Raw genomic sequence first — 13,243 nt, forward strand, 5'->3', positions numbered from 1 at the left:
ATCGCCAGCGCGCCGATCCATTCGCCCGACACCAGCTTGGGCAGGTACTTCGCCTTCTGCGCGGCCGTGCCGTTGCGATGGATCTGGTTCACGCACAGGTTCGAGTGCGCGCCGTACGACAGGCCCACCGACGCCGAGGCGCGGCTGATCTCTTCCATCGCGATCATGTGCGCCAGGTAGCCCATGTTGGCGCCGCCGTATTCCTCGGCCACGGTGATGCCGAGCACGCCGAGGTCGCCCATCTTCTTCCAGGCGTCCATCGGGAACTGGTCGGTGCGGTCGATCTCCCCCGCGCGCGGGGCCAGTTCGGCCTGGGCCCAGGTACGCACGGAATCGCGCAGCATCTCGATGTCTTCGCCGAGGTCGAATTTCAGGCCGGGCAAGGTAGTCATGGCAGTGTTGTCTTGAAAGTTCTGGTAATCGATGTCGGCGTGGGGATCAGGCCGTTTTGGATTCGCTGAGGTTCAGGTCGCGCACCATCTGGTCGCGCATCACGAACTTCTGCACCTTGCCGGTCACCGTCAGGGGCATCTCGTTCACGAAGCGGATGTAGCGCGGGATCTTGTAGTGGGCGATCTGGTTGCGGCAGAACTCGCGGATCTCTTCCTCGGTGGCGCTTTCGCCCGGCTTAAGCACGATCCACGCGCACACTTCCTCGCCGTACTTCTGGTCCGGCACGCCGAACACCTGCACGGCCTGGACCTTGGGATGGCGGAACAGGAATTCCTCGATCTCGCGCGGGTAGATGTTCTCGCCGCCGCGGATCAGCATGTCCTTCACGCGGCCGACGATATTGCAGTAGCCCTCTTCGTCGATGGTGGCGAGATCGCCGGTATGCATCCAGCCATCGCGGATGGTTTCGGCGGTGCGGGCTTCGTCGTCCCAGTAGCCGAGCATCACCGAGTAGCCGCGCGTGCACAGCTCGCCCTTCTCGCCCACCGGCACCGTGGCGCCGGTGGCATCGACCACCTTGACTTCCAGGTGTGGCTGGATGCGGCCGACGGTGGTGGTGCGCTTGTCCAGCGGATCGGTGGTGCTGCTCTGGAACGAGACCGGGCTGGTCTCGGTCATGCCGTAGGCAATCGTCACCTCGGACATATGCATCTGCGATACCACGCGCTTCATGGTCTCGATCGGGCACGGCGAGCCGGCCATGATGCCGGTGCGCAGCGAAGAGAAGTCATAGTCGCCGAAGCGCGGATGGTCGAGCTGCGCGATAAACATGGTCGGCACGCCGTGCAGCGCGGTGCAGCGTTCCTCGCTGACGGCCTGCATGGTGGCTTCCGGCTCGAAGGCTTCGCCCGGGAACACCATCGCTGCGCCGGTCGAGACGCACGCCAGCACCGCGAGCACCATGCCGAAGCAGTGGTAGAACGGCACCGGGATGCACAGCTTGTCCTGCTCGGTAAAGCGCATCGCCATGGCGATAAAGCGCGCGTTGTTGACGATGTTCCGGTGCGTCAGCGTGGCGCCCTTGGGCGCGCCAGTGGTGCCGCTGGTGAACTGCACGTTGATCGGGTCGTTGCGGTCGAGCTGCGCGGTGATGGCGTCGAGCGATTCGCGGCCCACGCCGGCGCCACGCGCCACCACGTCGTCATAGCGGATCATGCCCGGGGTCTCGCCCGCGCCCATGCGGATCACCCAGCGCAGCGACGGCAGCCGCGCGGCCTGCAGCGCTCCCGGCTCGCTGGTAGCGAGTTCCGGAGCCAGCGCCTGCAGCATCTCCAGGTAGCGCGAGGTCTTGAACGCCTCGGCCGCGACGATGGCCTTGACGCCAACCTTGTTCAGCGCGTACTCCAGCTCGGACAGCCGGTAGGCCGGGTTGATATTGACCAGCACCAGCCCGAGCCGCGCGGTGGCAAACTGCGTCACCACCCATTCCACGCGGTTGGGCGACCAGATGCCGACGCGGTCGCCACGGACCAGGCCGAGCGCGTGCAGCCCCGCCGCCAGCGCATCGATGGCCTCGGCGAACTGCTGCCAGGTCCAGCGCACGCCCTGCTCGCGGAAGGCGACCGCGTCACGCTGCGCAAAGCGGGCGACGGTCTGCGCCAGCAGCTCCGGCACCGTCTGCTCGGACAGAGGGATATTGGTTTCGCCTCGTACATGCGACAGCCCGCCCAGGGGCAGGATGGTGGATTGGGACTCGCCCTGCATCGTCATACTGGTCTCCAAAGCTCGGTGGCGTTCCGTGCGCCCGGCGTTTTGTGAGTATCACTCAATTCACGCCGTGGTCATTGTCTTTGATGGGCTGGCGGGACATCACATCAGGGAAATCCCTTAAATCCTTCGGCACCTGCCCTCGCCCGCCGGTGCGGCCTGTGGCGCCGACGAGTGAAAAGTACACGCTCGGGAGGCAGAACGCAATATTAATTTTGAGCTTTACTCAAGTTTTGGCGAGCGGCGCACTATAATCCTCGCCACGAGACCGACGTCCACACCCCCGACAACATGGAAGACACCAGTTCCCGGCGCCGCGTTCCCGCCGGAGCCAAGGCCGAGCAGCGCATCCGCGACATCCTGCGCGTGAGCCGCGACGTGTTCGCCGAGCTTGGCTACGAGCGCGCCACCACCACCGAGATCGCCCAGCGCCTGGGCGTCTCCGAGGGGACGGTCTTTACCTATTTCCACGGCAAGCGCGAGCTGTGCGTGCGCGTGATCGAAGACTGGTACGACGAGATCATCAGCACGCTGGAACAGGGCATGCCGCACGGCCAGCCCACCAAGGCGCAGCTGGAGTTCTACGTGAAGACGCACCTGCGCCTGTTCCTGATCCAGGGGACCGGGCTGTGCGCGCTGGTGCTGTCGGAAGGCCGGGCCAAGGGGCCCGGGCTGGGCGAGGTGTTCCTGCCGCTGCAGCGCCGCTATACGGCGCCGCTTATGGATCTGCTGGCGCGGGCGCGCAGCAATGGCGAGATCCGTGGCGACCTGCCGCTGAGCCTGCTGCGCTCGGCCATCCTGGGGCCGATGGAACACATCCTGTGGGATGCGATCGCGCGGCAGCGCGAGGTCGATATCGAGAAGACCGCGCGTGACATGGTGGCGCTGCTGTGGCCGGCGCTGCAGCCGGTGGACCTGGAGCTGGAGAAGCTGCGGGGCTTCTACGGCGAGGTCAGCGCGGCACTGCGCAAGGCGACGAAAGACTGAGGCACGCCGGCGTGGGGCCGGCGTGCTGGCTGGCGTGCGTAAGGCTTACTTGCCTGGCGCTCAGGCGCTGAAACCGCCGTCGATCATCAGGCTGGCGCCTGTGACAAAGCCCGCTTCAGGACCCGCGACATAAGCCACCATGCCGGCAATCTCCTCCGGCGTGGCATGCCGCTGCAACGCCATCAGGCTATGCAGCGCCGCGCCGAAATCCCCCGCTTCCGGGTTCATGTCGGTATTGGTCGGTCCCGGCTGGATGTTGTTCACGGTGATGCCGCGCGGCCCCAGGTCGCGTGCCATGCCCTGCACCAGCCCCAGCAGCGCGGACTTGCTCATTGCATACGCGCTGCCGCCGGGGAACGGCATGCGTTCGGCATTGGTGCTGCCGATGTTGATGATGCGGCCGCCCTCGCCCATGTGCGTCAGCGCCGCCCTGGCCGCCACGAACACCGCGCGCACATTGACGGCCAGGGTCTCGTCGAAGTCTTCCAGCGACAGGGTCTCTACCGATCCCAGCCGCAGCACGCCGGCGTTGTTGACCAGGATGTCAAGCTTGCCGAACTGGCGCGCAGCGTCGTCGATGGCGCGGGTCAGCGCGGCGGCGTCCGCGGCGTCGGCCTGAAACGCCAGCGCGCGTCCGCCGGAGGCTTCCACTTCCTCCGCCAGCGCGTTGGCGCCGGCCGCGGAGCTCTGGTAGGTGAAGGCGACGGCGGCGCCTTCGCGCGCCAGCCGGCGCACGATTGCCGCGCCGATGCCGCGGGCGCCGCCGGTAACGAATGCAGTTTTTCCTGTCAGGGTGGCCATGGAATGCTCCGGGAAATGGTTGGTTGGCAAACCCAGTATCGTTCGCGGATTGCCCCTTCGCTAGCCACAAGCCGGCATCAGCTTTTTCAACCGTTGGTATAAGCTGAGGCCATGGAAGCCCTGAACCTGCTCGAATCCTTTGTCCGGAGTGCCGAAGCCGGCAGCTTTTCGGCGGCGGCACGCCAGCTCGGCATGACGCCAGCGGCGGTCAGCAAGAACGTGGCGCGGCTGGAGTCGCACCTGGGCTTGCGGCTGTTCCAGCGCAGCACGCGCCAGCTGACGCTGACCGCCAGCGGCGAGCAGTTCCTGCGGCAGGTCTCGGGCCCGTTCTCGACCTTGCGCGATGCCTTTGCCAGCGCCTCGCAGGACGCCGGCAAGCCAGCGGGCACGCTCAAGGTCAGCATGGCCCTCGCCTTCGGCCGCGAACACCTGGTGCCGCTGCTGGGCGAGTTCCTGCAGCGCTATCCGGCGATCGTGCCGGACTGGCATTTCGACAACCGCCCCGCGGAGCTGATCCAGGACGGTTTTGACGCGGCCATCGGCGGCGGCATCGAACTGACCGACGGCGTGGTGGCGCGCGAACTGGCGCGGACCTGCATCGTCGCGACCGCATCGCCCGCCTATATGGCGGGCAGGCCCATGCCGGGCCACCCCGGCGAGCTGGCCGCGCTGGACGGCATCGTGCGGCGCTCGGGCCCGACCGGCCGGCTGCGCACCTGGACGCTGCGCAGCGAGTCGGGCGAAGAAGCACCGGTCACGCAGCGCACGCGCATGATCTTCGACGACCCCGAGGCAATGGCGCACGCGGCCATGCTCGGCTACGGCGTGGCCCTGCTGCCGACGCCGCATGCGGCGCGATGGCTGGAAAGCGGTGCGCTGGTGCGCCTGCTGCCCGGATGGCATGCCGACAACGGGCCGATCTCGCTGTACTACCCGAACAAGACGCTGCTGCCGCCGAAGACGCGCGTGTTCATCGACTTCGTGGTAGCGGCGTTCCGCGACCACGGGCTGGCGGCGCGCTTTGATGCCGGCATCCGGCCGGTGCGTTAAGCCGCGCCAAGGCACGCTAAAGCGCGCCAAGTCGCATTGAGTCGCGTGCGGCCGGCGCATGCCCACGCGCCACGCATCTCCAGCGTGACGAGAACGGCCCTGCGGCGGCGTGCCGGCCCGTTTGACTAGGGATAGAGAACGACCTAGGCTAAGTACGCTTGAAGTCCACTTCCGTGCGCGGACGCTGCCATGCCGGCCTGCGCGATCTCGCGGCATGTGACCGGCGTAGAACAAGGAGGGCTAACCATGAACATGCGGCCGGATCCCACGTTTTACCCGTCGCCCCAGCTCGCGATGAGCGCACCGCCGGAAGAATTCGCCTACACCCTGCTGCTGAGCCCCGACGGCTCGCGCCCCGACGCACTGGCCGTGATCGACGTCAAGCCCGGCTCGCCCACCTACAGCACGGTGGTGCATACCGTGCCGATGACCAACAAGGGCGACGAGCTGCACCACTTCGGCTGGAATGCCTGTTCCTCCGCGCTGTCGCCGCTGACCGGCCACGCGTTCCTGGAGCGGCGCTACCTGATCATTCCCGGCATGCGCTCGTCGCGCATCTATATCGTCGACACCAAGCCGCATCCCACGCAGGCGCGCATCCACAAGATCATCGAGCCGGACGAGATCATCGGCAAGACCGGCTACTCGCGACCGCACACCGTGCATTGCGGCCCCGAAGGGATCTACGTCAGCACGCTCGGCGGCGCGGGGCAGGACGGCACCGACGGGTTCCCCGGCATCTTCATCATGGACTGCGAGACCTTCGAGGTGCTCGGCCGCTGGGAAATCGACCGCGGCGAGCAGGAGAAGCACTACGACTTCTGGTGGAACCTGCCGCGCGACTACATGGTGTCGAGCGAGTGGGCCTTGCCGCCGCAGTTCGAGAACGGCCTGGTGGCCGAAGACCTGCTCTCCAACAAGTACGGCCACAAGCTGCACTTCTGGGACCTGCGCGCGCGGCGCAATGTGCAGACCATCGACCTGGGCGCCAACCACCAGATGGCGCTGGAAGTCAGGCCCGCGCACGATCCGGTGCGGGAATACGGCTTTGTCGGCGTGGTGGTCGACACCACCAACCTGGAAGGCTCGATCTGGACCTGGTGGCGCGAAGGCGGCAAGTTCCACGCGGAAAAGACCGCGACCATCCCGCCCGAGCCGGCCTCGGCCGACCTGCTGCCGCCGTTGCTGCAGGGCTTCGGCGCGGTGCCGCCGCTGATCACCGACATCGACCTGTCGCTCGACGACAAATTCCTGTACGTGTCGTGCTGGGGCACCGGCGAGATGCGCCAGTACGACGTCACCGACCCGCGCAAGCCACGGTTGTCGGGCTCGGTCCATCTCGGCGGCATTGCACGGCGCACGCCGCATCCGAACGGCAAGACCTTCGCCGGCGGCCCGCAGATGGTCGAGATCAGCCGCGACGGCAAGCGCGTTTACTGGACCAACTCGCTCTACTCCACCTGGGACAACCAGTTCTATCCAGACGGCGTGCCCGGCGTGCAGGTGATGGGACGCGCCGAGCCGGAGGGCGGATTGGCGCTGGCCGATGACTACTGGCTGGAATTCCCCGACGGCTACCGCGCGCACCAGGTGCGGCTGGAAGGCGGCGACTGCTCGACTGACTCGTTCTGCTATCCGTCGGTCCGGTCTTGACGGCGTTCTCCTGGGAGCATGCCGGCCTGTGGTCGGCGGTCCTGGCCAGCGGCATCTATCACGGCCTGAATCCCGCGATGGGATGGCCGCTGGCCGTGTCGAACGGGTTGCTGGCGCGGCAGGACCGCGCGGTGGTGTCGGCGCTCGGATGGCTGGCGCTGGGCCACCTGCTGGCGATGATCGCGGTCATGCTGCCGTTCGGCGTGCTGGCCATGGTGGCCCGCTGGCAGGCGCCGCTGCAGTTTGCCGCGGGGCTGCTGGTGATCGGCTGGGGGCTGGCGCTGCTGGCCTGGCGCCGCCATCCGCGCTCGCTGGCGCGCATTCGGCCGGGGCGCCTGGCGCTATGGTCCTTCGCCGTGGCAATCGCGCATGGCGCCGGGCTGATGCTGGTGCCGATCTATCTCGGGCTGTGCCGCGCCGACGAGGATGCCGGCCACAAGGCCGCCGCCGCGCTGATGGGCGCCAATGTCTCGATGGCGCTGCTCGTGTCCGTCGTGCATGCCGCGGCCTTGATCGCCACCGGGGGCGTGGTGGCCTGGCTGGTCTATCGCTATGTCGGGCTTAAATTCGTGTCGCGCAGCTGGTTCAACCTCGACGTGGTGTGGGCGCTCAGCCTGGTGCTTGTCGGTGGGCTGGCGCTGGCATTCAGCGGCATCCAGCTGCCATCGCCGCATTAGCGCAGACGAGCCGAACCACCCGCCCGGCATTATCGCCGCCACCAGCACGGCATCGGCCCGGAGTGGTTTGCCCTTTCCTTGCGAAGTGGATATGATGCCCTGAACCTCGTTTTCAATCTTCTTCAGAGGAACTGAGCGATGGACATCACGGCGCGCGCTTTCGATAATTTGTGCTCACGAAGCATGCATGCGCTGCCGTTTTCCCAAGTTGCGGCCAAACCCTCGCAAATGGGCGCTGCAATGACGATTCCGCGCCGGCTCGACAGCGAGCGGCCACTCCAAGGCGTAGGTCTCGCCTGCCTCTATTAGTCCGGAGCCGGCCAAGGGCGCACTAACGCGCCTGGCGGCTCCGGAAATCCCCTCGGATAGCGACTCATCCCCCCGTTGTTTGTCTCATCGGGATTGCGTACCCCTGCTTCTTGAAGCCATGGCGATATTTGATCGTGGCCGGGGTGCATTCTCAAGTCGGGACAGGCACGGGTCGGGCTTCATATTTTTCGAGCGGGGCTCCAGCCGGTTCTGCCGGAGTGTCTCCACTCGGAGCGCCATACTGCGAACCGATGACTGTGGCGCTCACATGCGGGAGCGTGATCATGAATCGATTGCCCTTTGCCCAGCTTTCAGCGGCTCAGCAAGCCAATCTTGAAGTCCTCAGGGGTATGGCAGATGTACTGTGCTTTTCCGAGAAAGCATTTTCACAGTTCGAGACGCTGATGGAATGGAACCTTCAATGGTTCCATGGCGCCGTTCCCGGCACCCATGCATGCACCAGACAGTTCCTGGCAATGCAGAGGCCGCGTGACATCCTCGCAATGCAGGCCTTCGTCATGCAGTGGGCAAGCGGCAGGGCCCTCTTTCCGTCCCGGGATTCGGCATCGCCGCGTCTGCGCCACCTGTGCCCCAGCGTCACCCGAGTTGAACAAGTGCCGCTCTTGTCACTGACAATGCATGGATTCTTGTCGGGTGCAGCAGGCGGCACCGCCCCAAGGCGCCGCCTCCAGGAATGGGAACTGGCAAGCGCTTGGCCGCTGCACCGGCCTGCTCACGATGCGGGGGGCCGCGCCTTGGTTTGACCAATATCAAGTTCCATCCAACACTGCCGCCTAGGCTGAATGCATCAGACCCAGGGACTATGCAGTCCCATCCCAAAGGAGCATCGCATGTACCAGCGCCTCTTGCTCGCCGTGGACGGCAGCCACTCCTCCGACCTGGCGCTCAGCCAGGCCATCGCAATCGCCGCGGCCACCGGCGCCGAAGTCAAGGCGTTGTTTGTGGTCGATGACAGCGATGTGTACTTTGAGGCAGGCTATTTCGATCCCCGCGAACTGGGGAACCAGCAGATCTCGTACGGCCGCAAGGCACTGGACGCCGCGACGGCACGCCTCAGCCAGGCGGGAATCCGATGCCATACGCAATTGGACGAAAAGCCGGTGGCTCCCGGGCGGATCTCCACGACCATCGCCACCGAAGCCGACAATTGGAATGCCGACATGATTGTCATGGGCACGCACGGGCGGCGCGGCGTCAGGCGGCTGCTGATGGGCAGCGTGGCGGAAGGCGTACTGGCCCAGACAACCAAGCCGGTCTTGCTGGTCCGCAGCGAAATCGAAGGCTGACGCCCCACGCCGGGGCACCGACAAGGACACCTGCATGCCCGAGACCATGCGAGCCATGCAATTTGCAGGCGCGGGGCAGCCTTTGGTCCTGGTACACGGGCCAGTCCCCGAGCCCGGGCCGGATGAGGTACGCATCGCTGTTTCTGCCTGCGGCGTATGCCGGACCGACCTGCATATCGTAGACGGCGACCTGCGCCATCCCAAACCGGCGCTCATCCCCGGACACGAGATCGTTGGACGGGTGGATGCTTGCGGAGCGGGTGTCACCGCCTTCGGGCCGGGCGACCGCGTGGGTGTGCCATGGCTTGGCCATACCTGCGGCCACTGTCGCTACTGCCAGCGTCATCACGAAAACCTCTGCGATGCACCGCTATTTACGGGCTATACGCGCGATGGCGGCTACGCTGAATATGTTGTCGCAGACAGCAGGTATTGCTTTCGGATTCCGCCTGCCTACGATGACGAACACGCTGCCCCGCTGCTCTGTGCCGGCCTGATCGGCTACCGGACGCTGCGCATGGCAGGGCCTGCCGCCGATACACGCCGCATCGGCATCTATGGCTTCGGCGCAGCCGCCCACCTGGTTTCGCAAATTGCCGTGGCACAAGGCCGGGAAGTCTACGCTTTCACCCGCACTGGCGACACGGGCGCCCAGCAACTGGCATACCAGACTGGAGCGTGCTGGGCCGGCTCGAGCGACCTCCCGCCTCCGGTGCCTCTGGACGCCGCGCTGATTTTCGCGCCGGTGGGCGCACTGGTGCCCAAAGCGCTACGCGCCGTCGATAAAGGTGGCACCGTTGTCTGCGGCGGCATCCACATGAGCGATATCCCAGGCATGCCTTACGAACTGCTTTGGGAAGAGAGGCGCCTGTGTTCCGTCGCCAACCTGACGCGCGCCGACGGGATTGCGCTGATGGAGATCGCCGCCCGCACCTTGCTGCATACACACACCACCGCGTATCCGCTTGAGCAGGCCAATGAGGCTTTGGCCGATCTGCGTGACGGCCGCCTTTCCGGCGCCGCGGTCTTGCAGATTCATCGTTGATTCTCCTTCAGTTCTAGAATGCGCCCATATCAAACACGTTTTCAGACCCGTGAACATGCCGGAACGGAACTGGCGCGGGCCTTGCATGCGTATCGGGGAACCGGCGCCCTGGTTCTGGCGATCCCTCGTGGCGGAGTGCCGGTCGGGCGCGTCGTCGCCGACGCGCTGGACGCCGAATTCGATCTCGTGATGGCGCGCCGCATCACCCCAGGGATGGCGCTGGACGACACAGGCATGACGTGGTGCACGGGCGAAGCGAATGCGCATGGCGACGCCAGCCGACAGCGTGACGCCCAGTTCGACCAGCTTCGCAGGCAGCGCGCGGTCTATAAGCCGGTTCGCAAGCAGGCGGATCCGGGCGGTCGCGTGGTGATTGTCGTGGATGACGGCCTGGTGAGCGGCGCGACGATGTATGCGGCCCTCTCGCGCCTGCGCAAGCGGCAGCCCGCTCGACTCATATGCGCGCTTCCGATCGCCTCAAGAGCGGGACTGGACAGGATCCGGGCGCTGGTGGATGAAGTCATCTGCCTGGATACCCCGGAGTCCATCGAAAATCTCGCGCATTTCTATCACGAGTTCAGTCTGGTCACCGACGATTTTGTCCGGCAGGTGACAGCCATGCTGCCAGTGCAATCCCCAGGCCATGCCCGGCCAGGGGTGGAGGCGCGCGTGCCGGCAATCAGCAGAGCGATGCTGGTTCCATATGGGACGACTTGCCTGCGAGTCATGTTCGAAACCGCCGCGAATCCCATCGGGGTCGCGGTGATGATTCATGCCGGTGGCGCGGAACGCCGCGACGTCCGCAGTCATTACCTGGCACGCAAGCTACGCGCGAAAGGATTCGCCACCGTGCTTGTGGACCTGCAGCCTGACAGCCGCTTCGACGACGCGCCCGAGTCGGATGTCGATGAGCTGGTGGCAAGGTTGAACCAGACGCTGGGCTTCCTGCATGGCGGAACACCCTGCGCAGACCTCCCTGTCGGCCTGCTTAGTACCGGCACCGCCTCAGCTGCGGCCCTGCGCTCGGCCGCGTACGGCGAGGCACAACTTCGCGCGGTGGCCTGTGTTGCAGGACGACCGGATCTCGCTGGTGCCGCCAGCCTGCAGCGCCTCGATATCCCTGCGCTGCTGATATGTGCAAGCGGCGACCCAAAGAACATTCAGATCAACAATCTTGCGTTTGAGCAAATGCATTGCCCGCGGCAGTTGAGGCTCATCCCGACGAATGGCCGAGGATTCGAAGACCGCAAGGCCCTGGAAGACGTCGCAACACTCACGATAGCCTGGTTCGAGAGGCACCTTGCGCCTCAATCGTGTTCCAGGCTGGGGTACGGTGGATGACATATGCTGGCCGGCTACACCCGGTGGCGAATAGCAGCCGCCGCCGCCATCACAGACCCGACAGCCGATACCTCAAGTCACCGGCGCCGGATTGAACAGCACCAGCGCGTTCCTGATCTTCCAGTGTTCCGCCCATGACTTCTTGCCGCTGGCCACCGCCAGCAGCGTGTGGAACAGCTCCCGGCCCACCTCTTCGATGGTGGCTTCGCCGGTGGCGATGCGGCCGGCGTTGACGTCCATCAGGTCGTGCCAGCGGCGTGCCAGGTCGTTGCGGGTCGAGACCTTGATCACCGGCACCTCGGCCAGCCCATACGGCGTGCCGCGGCCGGTAGTGAAAACGTGCAGGTTCATGCCGGCGGCCAGCTGCAGCGTGCCGCAGACAAAATCGCCCGCCGGCGTGGCGGCATAGATCAAACCCTTCTGCGTGACCTTCTCGCCCGGTCCGCTGACGCCATGGATCGGCCCGGTGCCGGACTTGACGATCGAGCCCATCGCCTTTTCCACGATATTGGACAGGCCGCCCTTCTTGTTGCCCGGCGTGGTGTTGGCGCTGCGGTCGACCTTGCCTTTCTCGAGGTAGGCGTCGTACCAGGCCATCTGCTTCATCAGCGCCTCGGCCACTTCGGGCGTGGCCGCGCGCGCGGTGAGCTGGTCGATGCCGTCGCGGACCTCGGTGACCTCGGAGAACATCACTGTGCCACCGGCGCGCACCAGCAGGTCGGTGGCAAAACCCACCGCGGGATTGGCGGTAACGCCCGAGAAGGCATCGCTGCCGCCGCACTGCACGCCCACCACCAGGTCGGACGCGGGACAGGTCTCGCGCCGGCGCGCGTCCAGGCGCTGCAGGTGCTTCTCGGCCGTCGCCATGATCGACTCGATCATCGAGGCAAAGCCGACGTGCTGCTCGTCCTGCAGGCAGACCACGTCGGGCTCGCCTTCCTTCTGGATCGGGATGGTGCCGGCGCTGACCAGCCGCGCGGGCTGCAGCTTTTCGCAGCCCAGGCTGACGATCATCACTTCCCCGCCGAAGTTGGGGTTCAGCGCGATATTGCGGATCGTGCGGATGGGGATGCCGGCATCCGGCGCATCGATCGCCACGCCACAGCCGTAGGTGTGCTCCAGGCCCACCACGTCGTCGACGTTGGGGTACTTCGGCAGCAGCTCTTCCTTGATGCGCCGCACGGCAAACTCGACCACGCCCTCCACGCACTGCACGGTGGTGGTGATGCCGAGGATATTGCGCGTGCCGACCGAGCCGTCCGCATTGCGGTAGCCCTCGAAGGTGTAGCCCTCCAGCGGCGGCAGCGGCCTGACGCGCGTGCCGACCGGCAGGTCGTGCAGCTCCGGCGCGGCCGGCATGCGGATCACGCGCTCGTTGATCCAGCTGCCGCGCGGCAGCTCCTTCAACGCGTAGCCGATCACGACGTTGTAGCGGATCACCTCGTCGCCTTCGCGCAAGTCCGTCAATGCGACCTTGTGACCCTGCGGCACGCCTTCGACCAGCGTCAGGCCGCAGGGGAACGTGGCGCCGGCCGGCAGCCCGCCGTCGTTGGCGACGATGGCGACGTTGTCGTCGGGGTGCATCGTGATGTAGAGGGGGCGCGATGCCGGTGCTGGAGTCGCTTCGCTCATGATTGCAGGCTTTCTTCAGGGGACGGCACTATGCCAGTCACGTGTTACGTTGTCTGACGACATTGTAGAGGCTATGGCGCAAGCTTGTGTCCGGGCTTACCCTGATCTCGAGTAGCCTATGCGTCATATCCTGCATTAAATTGCCGCATAGACGCGAATTTTTCGTTGACATCTGTTGATTTCCATCGATTGTTGTACGACAACAATGGTTTATCCAGTCGCCGACAGCCATTGATTTCATCCGGCAAAACTTTTTGGCAACGCAGAATGACGGGCGGCGA

At 65.6% G+C, this 13,243-nt stretch carries 12 protein-coding genes; 8 read left to right on the forward strand and 4 right to left on the reverse strand.

What is annotated here, in order from left to right:
- Together ACAD63_RS28685 and ACAD63_RS28690 are read right to left on the reverse strand one after the other, a co-directional pair.
- On the reverse strand, positions 1 to 392 hold a 392-nt coding region (locus tag ACAD63_RS28685), incomplete at its 3' end, for an acyl-CoA dehydrogenase family protein (RefSeq protein ID WP_434034140.1).
- Positions 393 to 438: 46 nt separating this feature from the next.
- Entirely contained in the window at positions 439 to 2,163 is a 1,725-nt protein-coding gene (locus ACAD63_RS28690; RefSeq protein ID WP_195431631.1) for an AMP-binding protein, read from the reverse strand.
- A 288-nt stretch (positions 2,164 to 2,451) separates the two neighbouring features.
- Between ACAD63_RS28690 and ACAD63_RS28695 the strand changes: the two genes are divergently transcribed.
- On the forward strand, positions 2,452 to 3,147 hold the full coding sequence (locus ACAD63_RS28695) for a TetR/AcrR family transcriptional regulator (protein WP_135703848.1): 696 nt from the start codon (positions 2,452 to 2,454) through the stop codon (positions 3,145 to 3,147).
- A 60-nt stretch (positions 3,148 to 3,207) separates the two neighbouring features.
- Here ACAD63_RS28695 and ACAD63_RS28700 read toward each other — a convergent pair whose 3' ends face one another.
- Positions 3,208 to 3,948 carry an SDR family oxidoreductase gene (locus ACAD63_RS28700; protein ID WP_135703847.1) on the reverse strand — a complete coding sequence of 247 codons (741 nt, stop codon included), beginning with the start codon at positions 3,946 to 3,948 and terminating at the stop codon, positions 3,208 to 3,210.
- A gap of 111 nt (positions 3,949 to 4,059) precedes the next feature.
- On the opposite strand from ACAD63_RS28700, the gene ACAD63_RS28705 reads away from it, so the two are divergent.
- The 7 genes from ACAD63_RS28705 to ACAD63_RS28735 all read left to right on the forward strand — a co-directional run bounded on the left by ACAD63_RS28705 (position 4,060) and on the right by ACAD63_RS28735 (position 11,330).
- The gene (locus tag ACAD63_RS28705; RefSeq protein WP_135703846.1) at positions 4,060 to 4,998 is read left to right on the forward strand and encodes a LysR family transcriptional regulator; all 939 of its coding nucleotides are present in this window, start codon (positions 4,060 to 4,062) and stop codon (positions 4,996 to 4,998) included.
- A 246-nt stretch (positions 4,999 to 5,244) separates the two neighbouring features.
- Complete coding sequence (locus tag ACAD63_RS28710) at positions 5,245 to 6,651, forward strand: selenium-binding protein SBP56-related protein (protein ID WP_133095136.1); 1,407 nt, start codon at positions 5,245 to 5,247, stop codon at positions 6,649 to 6,651.
- Entirely contained in the window at positions 6,648 to 7,328 is a 681-nt protein-coding gene (locus ACAD63_RS28715) for a hypothetical protein (protein ID WP_135703845.1), read from the forward strand. The genes ACAD63_RS28710 and ACAD63_RS28715 overlap by 4 nt, the downstream gene beginning before the upstream one ends.
- Positions 7,329 to 7,921: 593 nt before the next feature.
- On the forward strand, positions 7,922 to 8,401 hold the full coding sequence (locus tag ACAD63_RS28720) for a hypothetical protein (protein ID WP_434034141.1): 480 nt from the start codon (positions 7,922 to 7,924) through the stop codon (positions 8,399 to 8,401).
- Positions 8,402 to 8,488: 87 nt separating this feature from the next.
- Positions 8,489 to 8,944, forward strand: a complete 456-nt coding sequence (locus tag ACAD63_RS28725; RefSeq protein WP_434034142.1) for a universal stress protein — start codon at positions 8,489 to 8,491, stop codon at positions 8,942 to 8,944.
- Between the two features lie 34 nt (positions 8,945 to 8,978).
- Complete coding sequence (locus tag ACAD63_RS28730; protein ID WP_133095139.1) at positions 8,979 to 9,989, forward strand: zinc-dependent alcohol dehydrogenase family protein; 1,011 nt, start codon at positions 8,979 to 8,981, stop codon at positions 9,987 to 9,989.
- A gap of 18 nt (positions 9,990 to 10,007) precedes the next feature.
- Positions 10,008 to 11,330 carry a phosphoribosyltransferase family protein gene (locus ACAD63_RS28735; protein WP_133095140.1) on the forward strand — a complete coding sequence of 441 codons (1,323 nt, stop codon included), beginning with the start codon at positions 10,008 to 10,010 and terminating at the stop codon, positions 11,328 to 11,330.
- A 72-nt stretch (positions 11,331 to 11,402) separates the two neighbouring features.
- Here ACAD63_RS28735 and garD read toward each other — a convergent pair whose 3' ends face one another.
- Entirely contained in the window at positions 11,403 to 12,962 is a 1,560-nt protein-coding gene (gene garD / locus ACAD63_RS28740) for a galactarate dehydratase (RefSeq protein ID WP_135703841.1), read from the reverse strand.
- Positions 12,963 to 13,243: the final 281 nt, after the last annotated feature.

Source organism: Cupriavidus sp. a3, assembly GCF_051015765.1.
Lineage (GTDB): Bacteria > Pseudomonadota > Gammaproteobacteria > Burkholderiales > Burkholderiaceae > Cupriavidus > Cupriavidus oxalaticus_A.